Here is a 26280-nt window from a genome sequence, read left to right on the forward strand (position 1 = left end):
TTGTGCTGCTGCAGCTTTGCTGGTCACGAATTGGCAAAATTTTTGAACCTGTTCTATGTTTTCGAGGTGGCCGAGGAAAAAGGATTGTTGGCCATGTATACCACAAGGACACAAGGAGACACCCTATGAAACATCTGCTTTTTGCGGCACTCGTTGCAGCGTCATTTTCCCTTCTACCCGTCATGGCCGCCGATCAGGTGGTTGTTCCTGTTGAGACCGCTCAGGCGAGTCTGACACAGGTCAATATTAATACTGCCAGTGTGCAGGAACTGACTCAGCTCAAAGGCATTGGCGAAGCCAAAGCCATGGCAATAGTCGAATATCGCGATACACATGGTCAATTTTCGAGTGTTGAGGAGTTGACCAAGGTAAAAGGTATTGGGCCTAAGGTGTTGGAGCAAAATAAAGCGATGTTATCGCTTTAACCTAATGGTTAGTATTGTTGTTTTAGCCCGCAGTCGCGGGCTTTTGTTTATAGATTCGTCAGTTAGGGCTATTCTGGCGATAACTCTTGGTTATTCACTTGATTGCTGGGCTGCCTTAGTGGATAATGCAGGCCGTCTTAGAGCATTCTAGCTCAAGAAACTATGGTGACCCTAGGGTCCCCCCGCAATGATAACTTGTGAACTCGGCCAGGCCCGGAAGGGAGCAACCGCAGCAGGCGACTCATGTGCCGGGGTGTGGCTCTAGGGGAACCTCCAATTCTCACTATTATCAACGAGTTAACTCAGAAATACCTCAGGTGATACACTTGGTGGTACACTCGATGATAAATAGTCTATCCCCAACACTAAACCTAAGATAATCAGTTTAGCTATCACTCTGACTTGTCAGATATCTTCTTGTTGCTCTTCTGTGAGCTTTGATTTTAAGAAGGCCCTGGATTTCTCAAGCGCGGCTTGTATCTCTTCTTTCATCTGTTTGAGTTCGTTATAGTCTTCGAAGAAATAGGTATCGACCAGATGGCGGATATAGCGCACTGGTAGTTGATTTAAGGTGACGCAGCAGAGATCGGCAAGATAGTCTTCGGGGAGTTCGTCGAATAACCCTTCGTCAGACAGTAACTCCATCAAGAGTACTTCGTAATAATTGCGAATTTCCAGTTGCATAGGTTTTTCCCTCAAGTTCCATTGCGGTTTATCTAAGCATAATCTAGTTTGCTACCATATGGCATGAGCGGCAATAAAAACTTGTGCATGGCGCTCACTAAGCTCTTGTATGTCATGACTATAGCCTCCACCAACCACGCATGCTATGGGGATTCCGGCCTTTTTTGCCGTTTCGAGCACCAGATGATCTCGCTGGTAGATCCCTAGAGCCGAGATGTTAAGGTGTCCTAACCTATCATCTTGATGCACATCAACACCGGCATCATACAAGATGAGGTCTGGCTGATAGAGACGAATCGCAAGTGCTAAGGTTTGCGTCACAGTCTCAAGATAGTCAGCGTCTTGGGTACCGCGCGCTAACTCAATATCGAGATCTGAATGCTGCTTTCGGGCCGGAAAATTCTCTTGGCAATGGATAGAGCAGGTGTAGATATTGTCATATTTTTGCCCCATGGCGGCGGTGCCATCTCCTTGATGCACGTCACAATCGAAGATCAATACAGTATCGACGCCATCGAGGCGTTGGGCGTGCAAGGCTGCGGAGATCAGATCATTAAACACACAGTAGCCACTTCCAAAGTCATAATGGGCATGGTGATAGCCGCCGCTAAGTTGTAACGCGACGCCATGGGTTAATGCCAATTCGCAGGCCAGATGGGTGCCGCCGATGGAGTAAAGCGTGCGTTGTGTCAGCCTGTCGCTTAAGGGAAATCCCAGGCGGCGAATGGCCTTGTCGGCGAGACTTTGCTGGATAAATTGGGCCACATAATCCGGGCAGTGGATCTGGCTTAGCCATTGAGGCGTGACGGCTTGGGGGAGGTGAAAGGCCTCTGGCGGCGCTATCTTGTTATCTCTTAGATATTGGTATAAAGCCTGATATTTGGTGATGGGAAATCTATGGTGTTGGGGTAACGCCAGCTGAGAATAGCTGGCGTGATAGACGAGTGGAACCATGTAAGTTGTTTATAGCTGTTGAATTGCCCAGCTCATAAACTCTTTACGTGTTTTCTCATCGGCATGTAGCCACCAATATTGCAGCATTTGCTGTGCATGGTCAGCATCGCTTGGGTTGGCAGGGAGTTTGGCTGGCAGAGTGACAGCTTCTACGGTATTGGCTTGCTGGGCAGGCGCAGTACTACGGGCAACGGCGGCGCCACCTGTGGCGGCGGCTGTAGCGGCTTCAATATCCTGGCCAGAGTCACCATTAAAGAGTTTACTGACAAAGCTGCTTTCGGTGATATCGGTTTGAGTGACCTTATAGTTGACGTTGCCTCCGTCAACACGGCTGATCACAACGGCTGGCGACTTAGCAAAACTCTTAGGTTTCTTGATGATCTCGCCTTCTGCTGGTTGAAGCTGGTATTCATAATCACCATCAACGGCCAGGGTCACAATAAATGGTGAGGATTTAACGAAACTTTCACTGTCGCTGAAATCGTCTTGTACCATATCATGGTAACGGATAGCGATTTTGTGGGTACCTTCGCTTAGTTCCAGATCCGACTTATGGTTAAACAGGCTGCCTTCAACTTTTTTGCCGTCCAAGGCAAGGTATTCGAACGACATGGGAATCTTGAGATTTGCAGCCATTGCCGATGAGGCACCAAGCAGAGCGATTAAAGCGGTGATTGGCTTGATTGATTTCATTGTTGCTCCTTAACGATTTTGATGCTTATACGGGCGTTCAAACGCCTGAATACGATCTTCTATATAGCTAATAGCTTGTCGGCACTTGCCTAAGCGGCGATGGACCAAAAGTATTTCATTTTGCAGTGCAATTTTGTCAGCACTATGACAGTTTTCAAGCTTAGATTGCAAATGCGCAATTTTTTGTTCAAAGGTGTGAACCCAGTTCATATGTTTGTTCAATTCTTCATAGAGCTGGTGGCTATTATTCATCACCCCGGCCGCGATCCAGCTAAAGCCACTTTGTGCATGGCTGTTTTGGCGGCGTTTTCTTGCATGGGCAATACGCGATGTCTTCTGTTGCTGTGCTGACTTAACCCCGAGTCCCGTAGTGTTGAGTGCACGTTTTAAAGCGGTAAACCTGTCTTGTATCCCTTCACAACTCAGTGCGATAGTGTCTGCCGAGATATTGCCTTGAAGCAGTTTCTCTAATTGGGCGATCTTCTTACTGAGTTGATCTATGCAGGGACCGAGTTGGGCGCCCGCCTGATTGAATAGTTTGTCATTAAATCGCTCAGTGTCTTGCAGCAGTTTTCGTTCCCCTTTGGGGAGCTGGCTGTCGTGTTGTAACACCTCTTGCTCTAACTGTTTCAGTTGGACTCGTAAGCGGTGGATAAGTTCATTGGTCTTCATGACCAGGCCCCCCAGGCCAAATTAATGGCGATGAGTATGACGATGGCTATAAAGAGGGGACGAATAAAGGGAACCCCAAACTTTATCGCTGTTCTGGCACCGATAAAGGAGCCTAGCATCATGCAGAGCCCCATTGATAAACCAATGATCAGGTTCACCTGGCCTAAGGCAAGAAAAACCGCTAAAGAGGTCAGGTTACTAATAAGCGTCATTGCTCTGGCGAGGCCGCAACTGTTTAGTACTGGCAACTTATATTGCGAGACGCTGCTAATTGTCCAAAAGGCGCCTGTGGCGGGGCCGGCAAACCCATCATAGAACCCTAGCGGCAAACCTTGGCGCCACTGTTTGAACTTAGAGGGCGCTTTCTGCGGTGGCTCATAGCTGGGGCAACCCATGGCATTGGGTTTGAGTAGGGTGTAAAGGGCTACGGCGATGATAAATAGCGGTAGCCACTTTTCTAGCCATTGGTTGTCGATAAGGTAAACCACAAAGGTGCCCATCACGGCGCCAATAAATGTGGCGACGGCAGCGTGATACCAAAACTTGGGGGTAAAGAACTGTTTTCGATAATAGGTAAAGGCTGCCATGGATGAACCAAAGCTGGCAGCTAACTTATTGGTGCCCAGTGCCGTATGGGGGGGAATGCCTATCGTCAGCAAGGCGGGGATGGAGAGTAGCCCGCCGCCGCCGGCTACGGCATCAATAAAACCTGCGATGAAGCCCGTAGCAGCAAGAATGGCCCAGCTGCTGGGTTCGAGTAATAGATCCAAAGAGTTTCCTATTCAATAACTTGGCGGAAGGGTGGCAGGGCATCGAGCAACGATTTGCCGTAGCGTTTCGTCACTAAACGGCGATCCAATATAGTGATTCTGCCATAATCCTCTTCTTTACGCAGTAATCTACCACAACTTTGAATGAGTTTACGTGAAGCATCGGGAATCGTCAGTTGTAAAAAAGGATTTCCCCCTTTGACTTTGATGTATTCCGCGTGGGCTTGTTCCACCGGTGAGGTGGGGACGGCAAAGGGGAGCTTGGTAATGATCAGGTTAGTCAGGTAGTCGCCTGGAAGGTCCAAACCTTCTGAAAAGCTGCCGGTGCCAAAGATGATACTGACCTCGCCGTTATCACAACGCGTCTTATGATCTTGCAGTAGCTGTTGACGCGACGCTTCTCCCTGTATCAGTAGCGGGCTTTTAAGCTTGGGCCGAACCAGATCGGCCACTTTCTCCATCTGCCAGTAAGAGGCAAATAGCACTAGGGTTGCCATCTCCCCATCGATCAGGGTCAGGATCTGCTCGGCCAACTCATCTGTGTAGCGATCGTCTGTGGGTTCAGTGCGCATCTTAGGCAGATAGAGGGTGGCGTTCTGTTGGAAGTCGAACGGGCTGTCCATGGCCAGGTATCGACTGCCATCATTGACAGACAAGCCAACCTGATGGGTAAAGTGATTAAAGTTGTTCAATGCCCTTAATGTCGCGCTGCAAAGCACGACACCGGCAGCCTTTTCCCACAGCAGGGATTCCAGCATGAAGCCGACTTCGATAGGAGAGACATTGAACAGGTAGTCGCTCTGCTTGCCGACAATATGTTCTACCCAACGTGCCATAGGGGCGCCTTTGCTATTGTCCTCTTTGGCCATCATCTTCCAGAGCTTTTGCAGGTTTTCCAGACGCTGAAGCATAAATCCGGTTTCGCTCAGCAGCTGCTCAGCCTGATGCTTGGGCAGCTCACCATCTTTAATGGCTTCGCTAAGCAGTGCCAACATCTTGTTGAATTGCTTAAGTGCCCCATTTGAGGCGGTAGCCAGGTTTTCCGCCTGTATGGTTAAAGCCTGAGGCAATTTGCCGTGCTCAAACCGAATACGACGTTCGGGGTTATCAAACCCGGCCGCTTGACCATCACAATATTGGGCGACGCTGGCGAGTAGGCTGGTGAGCTCATTGATGTGATCAAGCATTGCCTGAGCTGGCGCTATGATATGGTTGCTCTTGAGCTGATTTTGCAGTTTAGCGCTGGTTTTACCGACCTTTTCAAGCCAATCGATAGCGCCTCTCAAGGTTGCTTGGGCGCTAGAAAAGTCCCTGGCGACCACTGGTAAGTGATGCGCCTCGTCAATGACATAGTAGAGATCTTCTGGGTCAGGCAGTATCACGCCGCCCCCCAGTTCAAGATCGGCAAACAGCAAACTGTGGTTGGCGATCAATACATCCCAGGTGTCGATATCTTCTCGGGCCTTATGAAAAGGACACTGTCTGTGGCTAGCCAGTTGTCGGTGGCAGCTGTGCTTGTCACAGGCTATCTGTTGCCACAGGTGATCTGGCAATGCTTGGGTGAGGGTGTCTCGCTCGCCATTCCAGCGACCCTCATGGAAATCTTTCAGCAAGCTTTGCAATAGTTCTACTTGACTGTGATCCGGTTTGGTTTGCCACATCGCCATCTGAGTGCCGTCATCGCCGCCGATCAGCATCTCCAATTTGGCCAGACAAACATAACGCTGTCGTCCCTTGACGAGACCAAAACTAAAATCGAGCCCAGATTGCTGTAAAAAGAAGGGCAGATCCTTGTTAAGCAGCTGTTCTTGCAGGGCAACCGTGGCGGTAGCGATACAGACTTTCTTTTTACTGGCAAGCGCCAGGGGGATGGTTCCCAGAATATAGGCTAAGGATTTACCTATACCTGTGCCTGCTTCCACGACTATGATCCGCCTGTGCTTGTCATATTCTCCTGCAAGCGTCTTTGAGATCTCGGCAACGATATAGTTTTGTTCCCGGCGTGACCTGAAGTTAGGTAAGGCCGCGGCGATATCTTTGTAAATGGTACGGATCTGGGTTTTAACGTCTGCAGATAACATGAAGGCATAGTGCTGGACAAATAATGCTGTACATAATAACAGTGATTACATAGCCTAAGAAGCATTGATGTGATGATTTGGCGACTTATTTACAGTTACCTAATCTAAAGTTATGAAATAAATGGAAATAGTTTAATTTGCGCGACGCTAATTCGCTGCTTGTCAGCATAAAAGGACGAATACTCACTCGTCATCATTTTGCTAACGAGCTGCATTATTATCTCAGAACTCCTCAAGGTCCAGTGCGGGTCATCGTTCCCCATGGTGAGCGTATCTGCTTTTGCCGCACACAAGATCTCGCAGCGCTTGGTACAGCACTGCAAGATACTGGGGTAAGGCAAGAATCGCTGGTATTGAAAACTTTCGATGATGAGCCAGTAAGTGCGCTTTATTTTTCCTCTAACCAAAGTTTCCGACACCTGAGTCGCACCGCGACGGATAAAGGCGTGGCGTTGTTCGAATCTGAACTGCGCGCCGAGCAGCGTTATTTGATTGAACGTTATATCGCCCTCGATGTGGAATTTGTGGGGCAATGGCAAGCAACAGAGCAGGGGATACCGACACTGTTGGCTGACAGGGGGCGGCGAAGTGATGCCAAGGTTTCCATGTCAGTCGTCTCCTTAGATTTTGAATGCTCTGTGGAGGGGGAACTATATAGCGTCGGCTTATTTGGTCATTCGGCCAGTGGAGAGCGTTTTCAACAAGTCATCATGGTGGGCGAGGCGGGACAAGCCGAAGCTGACTATCTCGAGATGGTTGAGGATGAGCGCGCGCTAATTTTGGCTCTGCTGCAATGGTTTAAAGAGCAGGATCCCGACATCATCATTGGCTGGGCGGTAGTGACCTTTGACTTTGCACTTCTCTATCGCCGGGCAAAATTGCTTGGGATAGATCTCACCCTGGGACGTTGCGGCGCGCGCTTATCCTGGCGAGTCGAAAATAAATTTAGGCCGGAAACCTTGGTGCTGCCAGGGCGTGTGGTACTAGATGGTATCGATTGGTTAAAAGCCGCATTTTATCAATTTGATAGCTTTAGCCTGGAGAACGTAGCACGTGAGCTGCTGGGGGAAGGTAAAGCGATTCACAACGTCAGTCAGCGCGCCGAGGAGATCACCAGTCTGTTCCTTCACGATAAAGTGGCGCTGGCACATTACAATATTACCGATTGTCGCCTTGTGTGGGAGATCTTTGAAAAAACCTCTCTGTTAGCCTTTGCGTTAGAGCGTTCACGCCTGACCGGATTGGAACTTGGGCGAGTAGGTGCATCGGTTGCAGCCTTTAATAACCTGTATTTACCCCATCTTCACCGAGCCGGTTATGTGGCGCCAAGCGCGCCGGTAAGTGATGGCGTTGAGAGTCCGGGGGGCTATGTGATGGACTCAAAACCCGGCCTTTATCAACACATATTGGTATTGGACTTTAAGAGCCTTTACCCATCAATTATTAGAACCTTTTTAATCGATCCCAAAGGCTTGATTGAAGGGCTTAAACAAGGTCAAGACACAGTTCCTGGCTTTCTGGGGGCCGAGTTTAGTCGTCGGGAGCCCATCTTACCTGAGCTGATCGCCAGCTTGTCGGCGAAACGGGAGTTAGCCAAACAAGAGGCGAATGGGCCCTTGTCTCAAGCGATTAAGATCATCATGAACTCTCTTTACGGGGTGCTTGGGTCTCGCGGATGTGTGTTTCATGATGCCAGACTGGCAAGCTCGATCACCTTGCGTGGTCACGAGATCATGAAACAGACAAAGCAATGGATTGAAGAGCAGGGGTTAACGGTTATCTATGGCGATACGGATTCAACTTTTGTGCATCTGGCTGAGCCTGAACAAGTGGGCGATATTGACGCCTTTGCCCGCAAGCTGGTTGATAGCATTAACCAGAAGTGGCGAGCCAAGTTAAAGCAAGAATATCAATTAGAATGTTATTTAGAACTCGAATATGAGCGCCATTTTGAGCAGTTTTTCATGCCAACGTTGCGGGGCTCAACCTTAGGGTCTAAGAAGCGTTATGTGGGCGCCTATCGAACATCGGAGCAAGAGCTTAAATTAGTCTTTAAGGGTATGGAGCAGGTCAGGAGTGACTGGAGTCCATTAGCGCGAGAAATTCAGGCCGAGATTTACTATCGACTGTTTGCCAAACTGGATGTGGTGGCGTATCTCAAACGGATCATTAGCGAGTTACAGCAAGGGATGTTGGATGACAAACTCATTTTCTCTAAACGTTTGCGCAGGGATATTGTCGACTATACTGCTAAATCATCACCCCATGTGAAGGCCGCAACAATATGGTGCGAGCGTAGTGGGGAAAAGGAGCACGGCAAGCGTGGCGCTAAGATCAGTTATCTGATGACACAAAATGGCGCTGAACCCGTGCAGTATCGTGTCGGAAAAATCGATTATCAGTACTATTTGGATAAACAAATAGCACCTATTTCTGATCCTATACTTTCAATTTTAAACACTAGTTTCAATAATCTTGTGGACAAGCAAATGACGTTAATTTAGTTGTTTTCACGTTGAGTAGATAGTGTGTACTTGTTAACAATTAGTATGAAGTCTGAGTTTTCTGAATTTTTTTAGTTAATTTGGTGAAAAAAGGCACGGTTATTGTGATTTTCATCTTTGAGGGGGTGCTGATCTTTTGCTAATCTTGAACTGAAATTGGAACGAAATAAAACAACGGAATGTAGCAAAAAATAAAGCAAACTGAACATAACAAACAAGGTTAGATTAACAAGATGAAGAAGAGTGTAATAGCAACAGCGCTAGCGGCAGTCATTTTTGTTCCCGCTGCATCCGCTATCGAGATCTATAAAGACGATAAAAATGCTGTAGAAATTGGTGGTTTTGTTGATGCCCGTGTTATTAACACTCATGGTTCAACCGAAGTGGTAAACGGTGCATCACGGATTAATTTCGGCTTTACGCGTGAGATGAGCGATGGCTGGAAAGCATTTACTAAGTTGGAGTGGGGTGTTAACCCATTCGGTAACAGTGAAATCGTTTACAGTAGTGAAAGTAACTTCGAATCAAAGAGCGGTGACTTTCTTAATAACCGCCTAGGCTATGTTGGTATTGCCCATGACCTATATGGTAGTTTGACTATCGGTAAGCAATGGGGTGCATGGTATGACGTGGTCTACAACACAAACTATGGTTTTGTGTGGGATGGTAACGCTGCTGGTGTATACACCTACAACAAGGCTGATGGTGCGATAAACGGCGTAGGTCGTGGTGATAAAACGGTTCAATACCGTAACGCTTTTGGCGACTTCAGCTTTGCGGTACAAGCTCAGCTAAAACACGATACCTTCTACACCTGTGAGGCAGATCCAAATCCAGCGTTGTCGACTGATTGTAAAGAGCGTTGGGATGACCCTGCTGTTTTGGATTCAGAAGAAGTTAAGTACAACTATACCTATGGTGCATCGGCGACTTACCAAGTTACCGACAAGTTTGCTGTTACAGCGGGTCTTAACCGTGGTGAATTTGATGTGACCTTCAGAAAGACAGCCGAGCAGATCACCGCTATAGACGTGATCTACGGTTTAGGTCTGACCTGGGGTAATTGGGATGGCGATGGTTTTTACGGCGCCGCTAACTTTAACAAAAACGAAAACCATGACACTGATAACCTTGGTCGTTTGATTAAAGATTCTTACGGTGTGGAAACCCTGTTTTCTTACAAGTTTGACAATGGCCTACGTCCCTTTGTTTCTTACAACGTATTAGATGCGGGTAAAGACTACATCATTCAACCGAATAACGTTGATCCTAACTCATCTTTCAAGCGTCAGTTCGTGGTGGCCGGTTTGCATTATGTGTGGGATGCCAACACAGTACTTTACATCGAAGGCCGTAAGGACTTCAGTGAATTTGAAGGTGCTGATGCCGAAGCGCAAGCTAAGTTTGAAGAAGATGGCGTAGCCATTGGTATTCGTTACACCTTATAATCAACAAATAGATCTTTTTCTGTTTAAAGAAGCGCCCTTTGGGGCGCTTTTTTGTGTCTGTAAAACAGTGGCGTATTAATTGAGTCGATTAAGCCGACCCTATGTTCTCTGTCTGTTCTCTTGATGTTTGTAACATCTTGTTCTATTTCATTATGCTTTTGCCGAATTCAACAGGCGAAAGGCTTAGATTTCTACCCTTGTATCGCTTGTTTTGTAATCAATTCTTTACGAGTCCACCAGAGTCTAGCTTGATATTGCTACTTACCTATAGGTTTTTATCAAGTTGTTACCATCTTCGTTTTGTTACATTTGCATATAGATAAATTATCCTAATCGCTAATTAAGCGCCCCATTAAATTAGCTTGGGCAGATTAAAGTTAATGAAGTGAGATGTGGTTAAGCTGATGTTTTATATTGATTTTTTCGGCGTCCCGCATTGCTCTGCTAATTAAGGGATGATGAAACCAAGCAAAGGGATCTGGCTAACAAAGATCATCCCAATTGTGATAAGCGTCTACAAAATGAGCGAACGCAAATTAATTCTGTGAAAATAGTGATGCGATTGTTGATTAAATGTTTCACATGTGGTTCTATTTGTTGGCGAATGTGCACAAGTGTAACGATTGGTGTTTATTTGTGTTTACTTTCACAAAAAAATAAAAAATAAAGTCCAGGGAGAAACAACATGTATAAGAACAGCTTATTAGCTAATTCGGTGCGTTTTGCGCTAGTTAGCGGTGCAGCTATGACTGCTTTTACTGCTCCAGCAGTATTCGCGGCAGACGAGGAAGCTGCGGATAAAGTTGAACGTATTGAAGTTACTGGTTCACGCATTAAGCGTAGTGATCTTGAGGGTGCTTCACCTGTAACAACGATCACTGCAGAAGATATGAAAGTTGAAGGTAACTTTACGGTAGCTGATGCGCTACGTAACAGTAACTTAAACTCTTTTGGTTCATTCTCTGAGCGTTCAGGTAGTTCTGCTCAGTCTCAAGCAACTATCAACCTACGTGGTGCCGGTTCAAGCCGTACACTGGTTCTGATCGATGGTAAGCGTTTCCCAGGTTCACCAACACTGGGTGGTGCTTCTGCTAACTTGAACGCCATTCCAATGGCGGCAGTTGAGCGTATCGAAATTCTGACCGATGGTGCTTCTTCTACTTACGGTTCTGACGCGATTGCTGGTGTTGTTAACATCATCATGAAGAAGAACTTCCAAGGTATTGAGTTCAATGTAGGTGGCGGTTCACGTGACCGTGACGGCGGCCTGACAAGTAAAGAATTCTCTGTGGTTGCTGGTTATGAAATGGATAAGGGTAACATTACCTTTGCATTCGACCACCAAGACCGTAAAGGTATCTCTGATGCAGACCGTGAGTTCACTGCGCCATGGATGAAAGATTTAAATAATGACGGCGTTATCCAAGCTTACTCTGAGACTGATGGCTGGTCCATCTACGGTGCAACTATTGCCTCACCTGATTTCTCAGAAGCTCAGGCATCTCCACTTTGTGATCAATTAGCAGCTGAATATGGTGATAACGTATTTAAGACTGTTGCCGCTGATGATGACTGGGGCCCAGGCTCTAGCTACTGTATGTATGCATACGGTAACGTTTCATTCAACAAGGCTTCTGTTGACCGTAACACTGTATATGTAGATGCTAACTATGAGTTGGGTGAAGATGTTGAATGGTTCGGCCGCATCATGTTTACTCAAAACAACTCATTCGGCCGTTATGCGCCACCAGCTGCACCTTGGTATAATATGGCAGCGGATAATCCACACAACCCATATGGTGAAGAAACTCGTGGTTACTTCCGTTGGGTTGGTATCGGTACCCGTGATGGTCGTGTAGATGATTATAACCAAGACTACCTAACTGGTCTTCGTGGGTCTATCAGCTCATGGAATGATGCAACGTGGGAATTCTATTACCACTTCAACAAGGCCGATAACAAGTCTATCGGTGAATACTACCTAAGCTATTCAGGTCTTGCTTACAACGAAGCTAACGGAATCGATCTAGGTTCTGAAGCCGGTGTAAACAACATGAAGGCGACTACCCTGACTCAGGATAAGGCGACTTTCCATCAGTATAATTTCGGTATCGGATTTGATGCTGGTGAACTGCCTGGCGGTACTGTAGCTCATTACTTCGGTGCTGAGTACTTCGAGCAAGATTACGCTTCTATCTATGACGCTCAGTCAGAAGCTGGTCTAATTGGTGGTAGTGCTGGTAACTCAGCTGGCGGTGACCGTCAAGTATGGGCTGCTTTCTATGAAGTAGCTATGCCAATAATCGATTCTGTCGAGTTGAACCTTGCGGCTCGCTACGATGATTACAGCGACTTCGGTGACAACGTTGCACCTAAAGCGTCTATTCGCTGGCAAGCTCTGGACAACTTAGTTGTTCGTGCTTCTTACTCTGAAGCATTCCGCGCACCAGCTCTTGATCAGCTTTATGCAGCAACAACCTTTAGTGCAGACGATGGTACCGATTACCCATTCTGTGTATCTAACGGCATTTCTGATTGTCCAGAAAAGCAGTATGACACATATATCCGTCCAAACTCGGAGCTAGGTGCTGAGACTTCTGAGTACATCAACTTAGGCATTGCATGGGATTTCGTTGACAGCTTTGGTGTCAAGGTTGACTACTTTGACTTGAAGATCGATGACGTTATTAGCCGCCGCTCAATCACTAACGTTATGCGTGGTATTGACAGTGGTAACCTAGCTCCTTCTGAAACTTTCTACGTGGTGCGTGCACCAGGTGAAGGCGGCAAGCTAGGTAAGGCTCTTGAAATCGGTACCGGTTATGGCAACACTGATAAGCTACAGATCAAAGGTGTTGACGTTGCATTCAATGGTAACATCGAGACTAGCTTTGGTGACTGGGGTATTAACTGGACTAACAGTTTCGTACTTGAGTATGTAGAAGAAGTGGAAGGTGGTTCAGGTGCACTCGATACTGCCGGTTGGTCAGGACAGCCAGAGTATAAGTCAGTATTCACTACGACATACACCAATGGCGATCACCGTGTATCGTGGAATATGAACTACACTGACAGCACATACGAGTCAAGCCGCAGTGTTGGTGATACGATTGTTCCAGAAGGTGAATTGGATTCATGGTTAATTCATAACATCAGCTATACATATAATGCTGGTGCATATGGTGCAATCATGGTTGGTGTAAATAACCTGACTGATGAAGATCCAGTTCTATCTTCAGATGGTAAGTTTGAAAATCCAGACCTATACAACAACTTCGGTCGTGAATACCGTGCTAGCTACACTCTTAAGTTCTAAGAGTTAGTTAATAGTTGTAATATAAATACTTGATAAAAAGGCCCTTAATAGGGCCTTTTTTTATGGTATTAATAAAGCCAATAAAGATAACAATATGAAAAGGGCAAGCATTATGAGCCAACATTGGGACGAATACTGGCAACAGGGGCACTTAACTTCATTCGGCGCCAGCTTTAGCGGAAACTATTCTGGCGTGCTTGAAACTATATGGCATCAGGATTTTAAATGTTTGCCTGATGATTTTAAGGTACTGGATTTAGCGACGGGCAATGGGGCACTGCCGCTTTTACTCAATCAGTTTTTTGCTGATACGCAGAAACCTGGAGAGGTAATAGGTGTTGATCTTGCCAAAATTAATACTGATCTTGCCAAGCTAGATCTCAATAACAATATCGATGTTTCCTTGGTTTCTCATGTTGATTGTGCTTCATTGCCCTATGCTAATAATCATTTTGACCAAGTGATCTCTCAGTTTGGCTTGGAATATTCAGACTTAACACTCTCTATACCGGAATCAATTCGTGTTTTGAAACCAGAGGGAGCTTTGAGCCTGGTTACCCATCATAGTCGCTCTTTGGTGATAAATCGTAACCGACGAATTTTAACTTTAATCAGTCGCGATGAAACCCTGCGTGTATTTGCCACAATGGAGGCCTTAGTTGCACAAATGGGCACTTTAATCGATGCGGAGGATTTGAGAAAAGTTAAGCAAGACCCTGAATGTGAGCGTCTAAGGCATGAGCTAAATCAACACATATCGGCCCTTGTTCAGTTTGATGAAGACGCATTGAAAGATAGTGAACTGTTAGCCTATGTTGCGACACTTTTTCAGCAGGGGCTTTTTTGGTCTCTGGAGCAAAAGACGACATACCTTAATTTCGCCAATACCCAAATTGTAACGTTAAAGGAGAGGTTGTCAGAATTGATAGCCGCTTCACTCGACGAATCCGCCTTGGCCAGTCTATTGGCTAGTCTCAATGAATATGGCGCTGTGCTCTATAGCCTAAGTCAAATAGCGAATGAGGACGGGCAGATTTTAGGATGGAAGATTGTTATAAACAAAACTGTCTAGCAGGGGAGGGGGCTAAACCGATCATATGTATATATTATGTTTCGAATATCCCTCATGGCAACGCCGGAGCAACATAATTGCATTTGCATGCTTTTCCCATGGCAAGTTGGTTATCACTTTGTTAATTAATCTTTTGTTTATTGTTAATGTAGATAGCCCTTTAAATTCAGGTGCTTAGTTACTTGCGCCTGTTTAAACTCCTGGGGGCTTGTTTAATTTGTAAATATTGACTTGTTTGAAAAAACACCTCTTGTAGTAATTTCGCCTCGTAAGAGCTTTTTCTGCTAGTTTTAGCCGTTTCCAAATGTTGACACAGGTCAACATTTTGTGAAATGATGCCTGCGGGTCTACACCTCACCCGGTGTAGAAAAGGGAAGATAATAACTAACAATCACAAGAGAAATGCACACTTATGGTGGCGGAATTCATGCAAATATAAGCAGAAAACCCGTGTTACCAATAAGTTAAACCTTTTATTTTTCACTTCAAATTGGTTGGGAACTATGTCCAAGGTAAGCAATAGAACTAAAATCGCTACAGCGCTCATTGGCGCGCTGGCCTTAGCAGGCAGTAACTTAGTGGTTGCCGATCCACTTTCTGACGTTCAGAAAGCGGATTCTAAAATTCATACAGATGCAGCAGCATCTCAGAAGAAAGTCGATAAGTATTACGATCAAGCGCAAGATATGGCGTTTGAATATGGCCAAGTTGCAGACACTCGTGAGTCAACTAAGTCATACAATGATTACGTGGCTGGTTTGGTTGCAGACCAAGAAGCCACAATGAAACTGATTCAAGAAGATATCAACGGTGTTGATAAGCTACGTCAAGGTGTTGTGCCTTTGATGTTCAAGATGGTTGATGCCCTTGAGCAGTTCGTTGCACTGGATCTGCCATTTAATAAGGAAGCTCGTGAAGCACGTATTCAGCGTCTTCGTGAGACCCTTGATACCGCTAACGTCACTTTGGCTGAAAAGTACCGTTTGATTCTTGATGCTTATAACATCGAGCGCGAATACGGTTCTAAGCTGAACGTTGAAACCGGTAAGCTACAACTAGACGGTAAAGAGATCTTGGTTGATTTCATCAACTTTGGTCGCGTTGCCTACTACGCACAAAGCCTAGATCAAAAGTCTGCTTGGATGTTCAATCCAGAGACGAAAGCATGGGACAAGCTAGAAGATAGCTACCTACGTAACATTACTAAAGCAATTCGCCAGGCTCGTGGCCAGGGTGCTCCAGATATGTTCGCGTTACCAATCCCAGCTGCGGAGGCTGCACAATAATGAAAAAGTTAATCTCTACAGCAATCGTTGCTGCAAGTCTATCTTTAACAGCTGGTATGGTGAGCGCTGCTGACGCGCCAAAGAGCATCGACCAGCTACTTAAGCAAGTTCAAACTGAACGCGCTAACGCTGCTCAAGTTAACAAGAAGCGTGAAGCTGAGTTCCAGGCAGAGCGTGGCGACAAAGCTGCACTACTTAAGCGTGAAAAGGCTGCACTTGCCGCTGAAGAACAGCGCGGTAAAGATCTGTCACAAGCATTTGCCGATAACGAGCGTAAAATTGCTCAGTTAGAAGAAGACCGTAAGATTGCTCAAGGTGACTTGGGTGAAATGTTCGGTGTGGTTAAAGGTGAAGCCGGTGATTTCGCTGGTAAGCTTGTTGCGTCAAACGTTAGTGCACAGTACCCAGGTCGTGATGCGTTCATCGCTGAACTTGGTGCGCGTAAAGAACTGCCAAAAATCGAAGAACTCGAAAAGTTCTGGGAAGAGCAGCTATTTGAAATGGCTGAATCTGGTAAGGTTGTTACCTTTGATGCAGCGGTAACGGGTATCGATGGTAACGTTCACACCACTAAGGTAACTCGTGTTGGTGCGTATAACCTACTAGCCGATGGTCAGTATGTTGTTTACAACGCCGACCTAGGTCTTATCCAGCAGCTTTCACAGCAGCCTGGTAGCGAGCAAGTAGCAAGCGTTAAAGCTTTCGAAGGCCAAACTTCTGGCGTTCACAAACTGTTCGTTGACCCTGCACGTGGTGTACTGCTAAACGTATTCACTCAGAAAGCAACTATCGAAGAGCGTATTGAAGCCGGTGGTACAATCGGTTACATCATTATCGGTCTACTGGTACTAGGTGCCCTGATCTCTATCGAACGTCTGGTGACTCTGTATGTTGTTGGCGCTAAAGTTAACGCTCAGCGTAAGAACATCGATAACCCAGGTAACAACCCTCTTGGTCGCGTGTTGAAAGCTTACCACGACAACAAAGATGTTGACGTTGAAACGCTTGAACTGAAACTTGACGAAGCGATTCTAAAAGAAACGCCTGCACTTGAGACTCGTATCTCAATCATCAAGGTTCTGGCTGCTATCGCTCCTATGATGGGTCTACTGGGTACGGTAACCGGTATGATTGCAACCTTCCAAAGCATCCAGCTATTCGGTACTGGTGATCCTAAGCTAATGGCTGGTGGTATCTCTATGGCACTGATGACAACCGTACAAGGTCTGGTTGCTGCACTTCCACTAATGCTAATGCACGCTATCGTGATTGCACGTAGTAAGTCAGTTGTTCAAGTACTTGAAGAGCAAAGTGCGGGTATCGTTGCCGAGCACGCTGAGAAGAGGAACGCCTAATGATGCTATACCTGATGGACATCTGGGATTCCGTCAGGGGCTTCATGGCCTCCGGAGGCGACGTCCTCTGGTTGGTTGCGGCAGTGCTATTTCTAATGTGGGTGTTAATGCTTGAGCGCTATTGGTATCTCAATTTGATTGCGCCAAAAGAGCACAAGAACATTATCACCGCATGGGACAATCGAGAGGATTCTACCTCTTGGCATGCACACCGTATCCGTGAAGCTTGGGTATCCCAAGCGAAACAAGATATGAATGCTCGTATGCTGATTATCAAAACCTTAGTAGCCATCTGTCCAATGATCGGTCTACTAGGTACCGTAACCGGTATGATACAGGTATTCGATGTGATGGCAGTTCATGGTACGAGTAACGCTCGTATGATGGCAGCTGGTATTTCAATGGCGACAATGCCCACAATGGCAGGAATGGTCGCAGCACTATCGGGTGTATTCTTTAGCACACGTTTAGATGCAAAAATGAAAATCAGTTTAGAAAAGCTCAAAGATAGCTTGCCACACCACTAGAGAGAGTATTGAACATGGCACGTAAAAAGCATTCAAGTATAGAAGAAGAAGCGCAAATTGATATGACGCCGATGCTCGACATCGTGTTTATCATGTTGATCTTCTTTATCGTAACGACGTCGTTCATTAAGCCATCTGGTCTTGACTACAACAAGCCAGAAGCTTCTCAAGCGACAACTAAGAAGTCTGCAAACATCTTTATTGGTGTCAGCAAGACAGGCGTGATTAAGATGGAAAACCGTCAGGTTGACATCGAGCGTGTGACAGCAAACGTTGAGCGTATGCTGGCTGAAGCACCAGAAGCGGCTGTACTGATCGAAGCAGATAAAGAAGCTGAACACGGCATTGTTGTAAAGGTTATGGACAATGTGAAGAAAGCGGGTATCGATAAAATATCGGTTTCAGCGGGGAAAGACTAATATGCTGAGAGGAATAGTATCATTATTAGTTGGTGGTGCTGTTACTTTTGCCCTGTTTGTTTTCATGGCCTTCTTGGTCGGTGGCGGCGCTAAACGCGCCGACACCAAAACTGATTCTCCAGTTATCGAGATCAGTATGGATAAACAGGATACGAAAGTGCAGGACAAGCCTAGGGTAAAACCTAAGCCACCTACACCGCCTGAGCAGCCACCTTTACCAGATACGCCACCGCCAGATAGCTCATCTGACATTGATACCAACATGGCTTTCAACATGTCTGGTGTAGTTGCTGGCTCAGCGAGTACCGGCTTTAAGCTGGGCAACATGATGACCCGTGACGGTGATGCGACACCTATCGTACGTATCGAACCACAGTATCCAATTGCTGCGGCACGTGACGGTAAGGAAGGCTGGGTACAACTTAGCTTTACCATCAACGAACTTGGTGGTGTAGAAGATGTGCAGGTGATCGACGCCGATCCAAAGCGTATTTTCGATAGAGAAGCTAAGCGCGCACTGAAAAAGTGGAAATACAAGCCTAAGATTGTTGACGGTAAAGCCCTTAAGCAACCTGGCATGACTGTTCAATTGGACTTTAAACTAGATGGAGGCAAATAGAGATGCAAAAAGTTAATACGCTTGCAGCAGCACTATTGTTTGCTATCGGTGGAAGTCTAACAATTGCGCCAGTCGCAAACGCCGCTGAGAAGTGCCCGATTGAGAAGCGCCAGTCTAAGGCCGTAGGTCAAAGCTCGGCAAAGAAAGTCCAAAAGTCTTTCGAAGCTTATCAAGAAGGTAACATTGACGAAGCGATTGCCGTTCTGCTTGAAGCCAGTCCTCGTGATGATTTTGATAAGGCCTATATTGCCCGTATGTTGGGTAACTTCTATGCCGAAAAGAATCAGATGGGTACAGCAGTCAAGTATTTGAAGCAAGCCGTAGACGCTGACATTCTTGGTGGTACAGACCATGGTGCTACCCTGCGTTTGTACGCTGACCTGTTGATTCAGGAAAAGAAGTTTAAAGAATCTATCCCTTACTACTATGAGTGGATGAAGTTTACCTGTAAGGAAGATGCACAAGTGTATCGCCGTATTGGTATCGCTTACTCTGAGCTCAAAGAGTGGGACAAGGTTCTTGGCGTTGTTGATAAAGGTCTGGCCATCAGTACTAAGCCCGATAAAGGCTTGTACCAGATGAAGCTGACCGCTTACTTCAACAAGAAAGATTATAAAAATGCGATTAAAGTACTCGAAACCATGGTTCCCTTGTTCCAACAAGATGGCCGTCTTTGGGTACAGTTAGCGCAGTTTTATTTGATGACTGAAGATTATGAAAAGTCACTAGCAACTTATCACTTAGCTTATATGAATGGGTTTTTAGAGACTGCGGCTAATATTACACGTCTGTCTCAACTGCTGGCACAAAACGGTTCACCGTATCGTGCAGCGAAAATCTATGAAAAGCATATGAAGAGTGGCCTGATCAAGGAAGATGAGAAAACCTTGTCTATCCTAGGTGGCTTCTATCACAATGCGAAAGAGCTAAAAGAAGCGGCTGAATACTATGGTAAAGCTGCTGACGTTAATAACGACGGTAAACTTTATCTTAAGCAAGCAAGACTTTTGACGCTTCGCGAACAACATAAGGCTGCTATTCCAGTGCTGAAGAAAGCACTTGCAGCAGGTGGCGTGAGCGAGGGTGAAGTTGAGTTTGAATTGGCGCTGGCTTATCTCGGCACTAAGCAGTACAAGGCAGCGTATAACGCTTGCTTAAAGGCTGCTAAGGATGAGAAGACTAAGCGCACAGCTAATAGCTATCTTGCTTATATCAAGGAAAAAGCACGTATCTATAACGTTGCACTTTAATCCTGGTTGTTATGACATAAAAAGCCCCGCGAGGGGCTTTTTTTATGTCATTTAATCTAGTTAGTTGAGACAGCGCATCGCCGTATGATGCTCCTTTTGCCCCTCGAGGGTATGAGTCAACGAGCGCACATCTTCAAACAAATTTTCGATGTTGAGACCGTCCTCAGGCTGGCAAAGGCAGGCAGCCAACTCATAGTCGATACGGTAGTTGTGTTTACGTTGAAAATCCTGGTTAAAGGCCATGATTTTCTGCTCGATGCGGCCGATAACGATTTCGGTTCCTTCTCTGTCTATGTTAAACAACCCCAAGGCAAAGTTATCCTGATTTAGCCTTGCAACCAGATCCGTGGTCCTTAATATCGCTTCTTGAACCTGTTTCATGAATAATTCAAGCAAATGAGGTTGCTTTACTGTTTCATGAATGTGTGGGCAAAGATACAATAGTGCCAGCGTCTGGCGTTCTCGCATATGGCGGTGCCACTCACGATTGAACACCTCCATAAAGTAGGTTTGATTGTAGACGCCAGTTTCAGGATCTCTGAATCCAGAATTACTAAATGAGTAAATCATTAACTCGCTCCTCAGATACACCTAAGGTAAGTATAGAAAACAACGTACACTTGCACAGAATATGAAGGATATAACTCGAATGAATAAAACGCTTCTCGCATTGACGATATCAGCTTTAGTAGCCATGGCTGGCTGCTCAGACAAGGACACTAGTGCAAGTCAAACGACAAAGGGCTCGCCGGCAGCAGAGAAAGTCTCTGCCACACAGACTCAGAGCGCTGAGCAGGTTTACCTTGAATTAGTCGATCGTTATTTTGACGATCTACTCAAGCTCGAACCTATGTACGCTACCTTTGTCGGTGTTAATGATTATAACGATCAGTTTGGTGGCAGTCTGACTGAAGAGTATTTAAAGGCACGTCATGACTTCAACAGTCGCTATTTGAAGGAAGTTAAGGCGATAGATCGAAATGCCTTACCTGAGGCGCTACAGCTTAGCTATGACATGTTTGCCTATGATAGAAACATGGCTCTAGTGTCTGAAACTTTCCCGGCTTATTTTATGCCGATGAACCAATTCTATAGCACAGTGATCACCATGGTGCAGTTGGGTAGTGGGGAGAGTGCCCAACCTTTCAACACGGTTAAAGATTACGAAAACTGGTTGTCGCGTTTGAGCGGCTTCATTCAATGGACCAAGTTGGCACAGTCGCGCATGGATGAGGGGATCGCCAGTAAGGTTGTGCTGCCAAGGGTTTTGGTTGAGCGCATTATTCCTCAGCTGGAGGCCCAGCTGGTCGAAAAGCCAAGTGAAAGTCTCTTCTATGCACCAATTACCAAGTTGCCGGCAAGTTTTAGTGAGCAAGAAAAAGCGCAGCTCACCCAGCAATATAGTGACTTAATCAGTAAAGAGCTGCTCCCAGCACTTACGTCACTTAAACAATACTTCCAAGACACTTACCTACCAGTTGCCAGAGCCAGTGACGGTTGGTGGGGATTGCCAAACGGTAAGGTTTGGTATCAGCATCTCGCCAATTCTCATACTACCACCAGTATGTCGGTGGATGAGATACATCAGATTGGCCTCGATGAGGTGGCGCGCATCTTGAGTGAGATGGACAAGGTGAGAGCTCAGGTAGGTTTTGAAGGCGATCTCACGGCATTCTTTGATTCGCTATCATCAGAGCCTCAGTATTTCTTTAGCGACCGTCAGGGGTTGATTGACGGATATGGTGTGCTGAAAGATAAGATTAACGCCGAATTGCCACAGTATTTTAATGTCATGCCAAAAGCCGACTATGTGGTTAAGCCGGTTGAGAGTTTCCGTGAGCAGTCTGCGGCAGGTGCTTCTTATCAAGCGCCTGCGGTAGATGGCTCTCGTCCTGGTGTATTCTACATCAACACCTTTAACCTTAAGGCGCAGCCCAAGTGGGGCATGACGACCCTGTCTTTGCACGAGGCGGCGCCAGGACACCATTTCCAGATCGCCATCAAGCAGGAGTTGACCGGCGTTCCTCAGTTCCAACGCTTTAGTGGATATACTGCCTTCGAAGAGGGATGGGCCCTTTACGCCGAGTATCTGGGGATTGAGATGGGATTGTTTGAAGACCCGTACCAATATTTCGGCAAGCTGTCCGATGAGATGCTGCGCGCTATGCGTCTTGTGGTTGATACCGGACTACATGCTAAAGGCTGGAGCCGCGAGCAGGCAATCCAGTATATGAAGGATAACTCGCCGATGGCCGAGAGCGACATTATCGCCGAAGTGGAGCGCTATATGGCGATCCCCGGACAGGCTCTGTCATACAAGGTGGGTCAGCTGAAGATATTGGCACTGCGCGCCGAAGCGGAAAAAGCTTTGGGGGACAAGTTCGATCTTAAAGGTTTCCATGACCAGATCTTGACCTCGGGCTCGCTGCCGATGGCGGTAATGGAGCAAAAAATCCACCGTTGGATCAAAGCCCAAGGCGCTAAGGCATAATCTGAGAGGAATGCCTTTTTAAACCCAGCAAATGTTTTATACTTGCTGGGTTTTATTTTATTCATTTTTAGGGAAATTAGAGGAGTGCCACATGGTACAAGCAACAGCACGTCATTTATTAGTCAGCAGTGAAGAAGAGTGTGCACAGATCAAACAGCAGATCTTAGATGGCGCCGATTTCGGCGAAATGGCTAAGGCACATTCATCATGTCCATCAGGCGCTCAGGGCGGCGATCTGGGCTCATTCGGTCCAGGCATGATGGTACGTGAGTTCGATGAAGTGGTCTTCAGCGCACCATTAAATGAAGTGCAAGGCCCGGTTAAGACCCAGTTTGGTTATCATCTGCTCGAAGTGACCAGTCGCGGTTAATTAAGGCGAGTTGATGCTTGAGTTATATACAGACAACTTAAGGATCCGCTCGCTCACACCTGATGACTGGCAAGACTTCTTGTCGGTTCATCAGGATGAGCGGCAAAATCGCTATGTCAGAGCGCCGCAAAGTGAACCCGTTATACGGGATAAGTTTGCCGAGCGGCTTATGCCATGGAGATTCGAGTCTGGTGCCTGGTTAACCTTAGTGATCGAAGAGATTGCCACAGGCGAGTTCATCGGCTTTAGTGGCTTTTATACTGTTGATGTTAGCCTTGGGCAGGTCGAAGTGGGCTATATGTTAAGCCGCAATGGTCAAGGACGGGGTTACGCAACCGAAAGCCTTAAGGCGGTGATCGATTGGGCTTGCCTGCAATATGAAGTGCATAAGTTCATTGCCTTATGTTCTAACGATAATCTCGCCTCGGTGCGGGTGCTGGAAAAGTGTGGTTTTGTGCATGAAGGCACCCTAAGACATAATTTTCGCCTTAACCATGTCTGGGTAGATGATTGCTACTTTGGTCTGTTGGCCAGTGAGCGTGGTGATAGCCCGCACTAGCCCCGAGGTGGTATACTCGCCCGGTTCAAATTAAACAAAGGTAGTTAGTGTGACCACAGAATCTCAAACCCTGGCGTTGTTGCCAGGAGAAACCTTTATCGAACTTTATAAAGTGTTAAAGGTTCAGTCTATGACCTCTGGTGGCGGCGAAGCCAAGGTGGTGATCAGCGAAGGCTTAGTCACTGTTGACGGTGAGGTTGAAACCCGTAAACGTAAGAAGGTGATTGCCGGACAGGTGGTCAGCTATAACGGCGAAAGTGTCACCATAGTCGCTGAGTAATCAAAGAGGGAGTCATATTATGCAGTATCCAGATGATGACAACGGCAAGATGTTAGCGGCTATGGCCGATGCTGGCATAGATTTAACCAAGGCCTTGGACGTAGACTTTTTCTTGGTCTTCGAAGATCAGCGTGATGCGGAATCTGCCGTTGAAGAGTTGGCAAAGTCAGATCTTGAGGGCGAGTTAGAGTTGCACCTTAACGATGAGCTGGGTAAGTGGGAGCTGATCGTATGCATTAACATGGTGCCAGAGTATCAGGCGATCGTTGATCAAGAGTTTGAACTCAATGAGTTTGCTGCCGAATTTGGCGGCGCGACCGACGGTTGGGGCGTGATGCAGCACCAAGAAGGTGATGATGAGTTTGCCGATCATGACCATGAATGCGGTGATGGCTGTCAGCACTAATGACCAAAAATTCGAGAAGCCACTATTTTTAGTGGCTTTTTTATGCTTTAAATTTGTCTCATAAAACAAAAATGCCTAAGTAGGGAGAGCCCATGGCAAAACAGATCAGTTTCGGTACGCCGGTTAATGACGCCGAGCGCTGGGCATTTGGCATGTTGGCAGATGAGTTGCCAGAAAATTATATCTTGCTTACCAACGTAGAGATCCCCACTAAGTCAGGTCAGGCAATGGAGGTCGATGCCCTGGTGATTGGCGAATGGGGCGTATATGTCGTCGACGTCAAAGGTTATATTGGTAGGCTGGATGCTGGGCTGCACGCCTGGTCTCTCGATGGTCGACAGGTAGACAACAGCCTTGCCAAGGCCAACTATGTGGCGCGGGTGCTGGCGGGTAACGTCAAGCATAAGATCCCGGTTGGTGTTTATGCCCCTTGGTGTCAGGGAATGGTCTTTGTGACTGGGCGAAAGGGCGAAGAGATAGAACTGGAGAAGCAACAGGGTTCCCTGAGCATCTATACACCGAGTCAGATAGTGGCTGCGTTAACCAAGGAATGGGGGCTCACGGCGCCACGTAAACATCAGGTGACCGACGAGCAAAAGCAGATGGTGTTAGAGACCATAGGTCAGGTGGCCTTGGTGGAGCAGCGCAACAATAAGATCCAAGATTTCATTAAGCTTAAGTGCCTGTTCATTCAAAGTGGTCTCGAGGTATGGCAGGCCGAATACAATCCAGGGGGCTGGACCGCGCCATGGCTGCTTAAGGTGTTGGTTCCGACACAGTTTGACAATAGCGATGAATCGCTCAGCTATGAGATGCGGCTACGTGATGAGTTTAAGCGCTTACAAACCTTGGCCGGTTGTAGTGGTGTGCCTCAGTGTGCGCCGCTGATTCAAGATGGCGAGCAATTAGTCCTGCCCATCAGAATGCCACGCGGTGTTCCCCTTGACGTACTTGAACATGAGCAGCTGACTACTTATCAGCTCTTGGAGATTTTGCGACGTGCCGTGTCAGGGCTGCAACAGATCCATCGCCGTGGTATCACGGTTGGCGGTTGGAGCAGCAACTGTATCTTTATCTCGGATCTGGGGGATGTGGAGTTTATCGACATCAAGGATAACCTGAATACCAGTGAAGATATTTATGCTTTTGCTAAGTGTTTCCTGACGCTAGCCGAGCAAACACGTCAGCCGAGGGTTTACCAGTGGTTCAGGCTGGCGGCGAGCGGTGCGATGACAGATCTGGATATGATACGCTGCGATATTGCGGCGCTGATCGACAATGGGGTGTGTGACACCTTACCCCAGCGGATCACCATCGCCAGTGGCGCCATCATAGATCACCACTACCAGTTAGAGCAGTTTATAGCGGCCACTGAAAACAGCCAGTTCTGGCGCGCACGGCATCTGCAGGGCAGTTATCCGTGTGGCATCTCTATCTATGTCAAGGTGGAGACCAATTGGTCGATGCTCAGCAGCCTCTACCGCAGTTTATCTAAGCTTTATCATCCTCATGTGGAGAAGGTGCTTAATTTCGGCCAGTTACCTCAGAGTGATGAGCTGTTTATCAGCCGCGCCTGGGAACAGGGGGCATCCCTCGACGAACTGACCGAGATTCAACTGGGCCAGCCATCGACCTGGTTTACTCAGCTGTTGTCGGCGCTGCAATATCTGCATCAGATGGATATTTATCATGGGGCGATCTGCCCGAAAAATATCATCTGCAATGATGATCGGGCCGTGCTGGTGAATTTCGGTATCGGGCTGGATATTGCCACCAGTCATTATGCGAGTCGATATGCCGATCCTCAGTTGTGGGCGGCAGAAGGAGACGCCGAGAAAGATCTCTATGGGCTTGTGGCGAGTTTTATCGCCACCCTGACGCCCGAGACGTTGCAGGGAGACGGTGGTCAGGCGGGTATTATCAAGGCACTGCACGCGTTTGACAGAGAGTGGTTTGGCGAGAAAACCTTCGATACCTGCCTTAAGGTGTTAAATTTTGAGTTGGATATCACCCCGGGTTGTAACTATCTAGAAGCGTTCGATGTGACCGACCTCCTGAAGAACTAAGCCTTTGTTTAGGCGCAAGTTGATGCCTTGCGC

At 46.9% G+C, this 26280-nt stretch carries 24 protein-coding genes and 1 other RNA gene; 18 read left to right on the forward strand and 7 right to left on the reverse strand.

Going from position 1 to position 26280, the window contains the following annotated elements; all coding sequences use genetic code 11:
* Positions 1-125: 125 nt before the first annotated feature.
* Together L2712_RS11065 and ffs are read left to right on the forward strand one after the other, a co-directional pair.
* Positions 126-425 carry a ComEA family DNA-binding protein gene (locus L2712_RS11065; RefSeq protein WP_088904310.1) on the forward strand — a complete coding sequence of 100 codons (300 nt, stop codon included), beginning with the start codon at positions 126-128 and terminating at the stop codon, positions 423-425.
* A gap of 171 nt (positions 426-596) precedes the next feature.
* Positions 597-693, forward strand: an RNA gene (gene ffs, locus L2712_RS11070) — signal recognition particle sRNA small type.
* Positions 694-830: 137 nt separating this feature from the next.
* Here the strand turns inward: ffs and L2712_RS11075 are convergent.
* Genes L2712_RS11075 through dinG form a run of 6 tightly spaced genes read right to left on the reverse strand, consistent with a single transcriptional unit; the run spans position 831 to position 6279 of the window.
* Complete coding sequence (locus L2712_RS11075) at positions 831-1109, reverse strand: late competence development ComFB family protein (protein WP_033537682.1); 279 nt, start codon at positions 1107-1109, stop codon at positions 831-833.
* 51 nt (positions 1110-1160) lie between these two features.
* Positions 1161-2063 carry a histone deacetylase family protein gene (locus tag L2712_RS11080; protein ID WP_248977813.1) on the reverse strand — a complete coding sequence of 301 codons (903 nt, stop codon included), beginning with the start codon at positions 2061-2063 and terminating at the stop codon, positions 1161-1163.
* A 9-nt stretch (positions 2064-2072) separates the two neighbouring features.
* A complete protein-coding gene (locus L2712_RS11085; RefSeq protein ID WP_033537684.1) occupies positions 2073-2756 on the reverse strand; it encodes a DUF2057 domain-containing protein in 684 nt (227 codons plus the stop codon).
* Positions 2757-2765: 9 nt separating this feature from the next.
* A complete protein-coding gene (locus L2712_RS11090; protein ID WP_033537685.1) occupies positions 2766-3428 on the reverse strand; it encodes a primosomal replication protein in 663 nt (220 codons plus the stop codon).
* Positions 3425-4198 carry a sulfite exporter TauE/SafE family protein gene (locus L2712_RS11095; RefSeq protein WP_033537686.1) on the reverse strand — a complete coding sequence of 258 codons (774 nt, stop codon included), beginning with the start codon at positions 4196-4198 and terminating at the stop codon, positions 3425-3427. The genes L2712_RS11090 and L2712_RS11095 overlap by 4 nt, the downstream gene beginning before the upstream one ends.
* A gap of 8 nt (positions 4199-4206) precedes the next feature.
* Complete coding sequence (gene dinG, locus L2712_RS11100) at positions 4207-6279, reverse strand: ATP-dependent DNA helicase DinG (protein ID WP_248977814.1); 2073 nt, start codon at positions 6277-6279, stop codon at positions 4207-4209.
* Between the two features lie 137 nt (positions 6280-6416).
* Between dinG and L2712_RS11105 the strand changes: the two genes are divergently transcribed.
* From L2712_RS11105 to L2712_RS11150, 10 genes are all read left to right on the forward strand, one after another.
* Positions 6417-8783 carry a DNA polymerase II gene (locus L2712_RS11105; RefSeq protein WP_248977815.1) on the forward strand — a complete coding sequence of 789 codons (2367 nt, stop codon included), beginning with the start codon at positions 6417-6419 and terminating at the stop codon, positions 8781-8783.
* A 233-nt stretch (positions 8784-9016) separates the two neighbouring features.
* A complete protein-coding gene (locus L2712_RS11110) occupies positions 9017-10231 on the forward strand; it encodes a porin (protein WP_033537689.1) in 1215 nt (404 codons plus the stop codon).
* A gap of 685 nt (positions 10232-10916) precedes the next feature.
* The gene (locus tag L2712_RS11115; protein ID WP_248977816.1) at positions 10917-13547 is read left to right on the forward strand and encodes a TonB-dependent receptor; all 2631 of its coding nucleotides are present in this window, start codon (positions 10917-10919) and stop codon (positions 13545-13547) included.
* A gap of 94 nt (positions 13548-13641) precedes the next feature.
* Positions 13642-14619, forward strand: a complete 978-nt coding sequence (locus L2712_RS11120) for a class I SAM-dependent methyltransferase (protein ID WP_248977817.1) — start codon at positions 13642-13644, stop codon at positions 14617-14619.
* Between the two features lie 503 nt (positions 14620-15122).
* On the forward strand, positions 15123-15905 hold the full coding sequence (locus tag L2712_RS11125) for a DUF3450 domain-containing protein (protein ID WP_033537691.1): 783 nt from the start codon (positions 15123-15125) through the stop codon (positions 15903-15905).
* A complete protein-coding gene (locus L2712_RS11130) occupies positions 15905-17260 on the forward strand; it encodes a MotA/TolQ/ExbB proton channel family protein (RefSeq protein WP_088904318.1) in 1356 nt (451 codons plus the stop codon). The genes L2712_RS11125 and L2712_RS11130 overlap by 1 nt, the downstream gene beginning before the upstream one ends.
* Positions 17260-17787 (forward strand): MotA/TolQ/ExbB proton channel family protein, encoded by a 528-nt coding sequence (locus tag L2712_RS11135; RefSeq protein ID WP_081953751.1) that lies wholly within the window; start codon positions 17260-17262, stop codon positions 17785-17787. Before L2712_RS11130 ends, L2712_RS11135 begins: the two co-directional genes overlap by 1 nt.
* 14 nt (positions 17788-17801) lie before the next feature.
* Entirely contained in the window at positions 17802-18206 is a 405-nt protein-coding gene (locus L2712_RS11140) for an ExbD/TolR family protein (protein ID WP_033537693.1), read from the forward strand.
* A 1-nt stretch (position 18207) separates the two neighbouring features.
* On the forward strand, positions 18208-18825 hold the full coding sequence (locus L2712_RS11145) for an energy transducer TonB (protein WP_033537694.1): 618 nt from the start codon (positions 18208-18210) through the stop codon (positions 18823-18825).
* A 2-nt stretch (positions 18826-18827) separates the two neighbouring features.
* A complete protein-coding gene (locus tag L2712_RS11150; RefSeq protein ID WP_248977818.1) occupies positions 18828-20075 on the forward strand; it encodes a tetratricopeptide repeat protein in 1248 nt (415 codons plus the stop codon).
* Between the two features lie 60 nt (positions 20076-20135).
* Here L2712_RS11150 and L2712_RS11155 read toward each other — a convergent pair whose 3' ends face one another.
* Positions 20136-20645 (reverse strand): diguanylate cyclase domain-containing protein, encoded by a 510-nt coding sequence (locus L2712_RS11155; protein WP_033537696.1) that lies wholly within the window; start codon positions 20643-20645, stop codon positions 20136-20138.
* A 79-nt stretch (positions 20646-20724) separates the two neighbouring features.
* Between L2712_RS11155 and L2712_RS11160 the strand changes: the two genes are divergently transcribed.
* The 6 genes from L2712_RS11160 (at position 20725) to L2712_RS11185 (ending at position 26247) form a co-directional block, all read left to right on the forward strand.
* A complete protein-coding gene (locus tag L2712_RS11160; RefSeq protein WP_033537697.1) occupies positions 20725-22566 on the forward strand; it encodes a DUF885 domain-containing protein in 1842 nt (613 codons plus the stop codon).
* Positions 22567-22657: 91 nt separating this feature from the next.
* Positions 22658-22936, forward strand: a complete 279-nt coding sequence (locus tag L2712_RS11165; protein ID WP_011866267.1) for a peptidylprolyl isomerase — start codon at positions 22658-22660, stop codon at positions 22934-22936.
* A gap of 13 nt (positions 22937-22949) precedes the next feature.
* A complete protein-coding gene (locus L2712_RS11170; RefSeq protein ID WP_248977819.1) occupies positions 22950-23495 on the forward strand; it encodes a GNAT family N-acetyltransferase in 546 nt (181 codons plus the stop codon).
* Between the two features lie 49 nt (positions 23496-23544).
* Entirely contained in the window at positions 23545-23775 is a 231-nt protein-coding gene (locus tag L2712_RS11175) for an RNA-binding S4 domain-containing protein (RefSeq protein ID WP_033537699.1), read from the forward strand.
* Positions 23776-23794: 19 nt separating this feature from the next.
* Positions 23795-24181, forward strand: coding sequence for a ribonuclease E inhibitor RraB (locus tag L2712_RS11180; RefSeq protein ID WP_248977820.1), 387 nt, complete (start codon positions 23795-23797; stop codon positions 24179-24181).
* A 92-nt stretch (positions 24182-24273) separates the two neighbouring features.
* The gene (locus L2712_RS11185; RefSeq protein ID WP_248977821.1) at positions 24274-26247 is read left to right on the forward strand and encodes an NERD domain-containing protein kinase family protein; all 1974 of its coding nucleotides are present in this window, start codon (positions 24274-24276) and stop codon (positions 26245-26247) included.
* Positions 26248-26280: the final 33 nt, after the last annotated feature.

It is taken from the genome of Shewanella marisflavi (assembly GCF_023283925.1).
Taxonomy (GTDB): Bacteria; Pseudomonadota; Gammaproteobacteria; order Enterobacterales; family Shewanellaceae; genus Shewanella; species Shewanella marisflavi.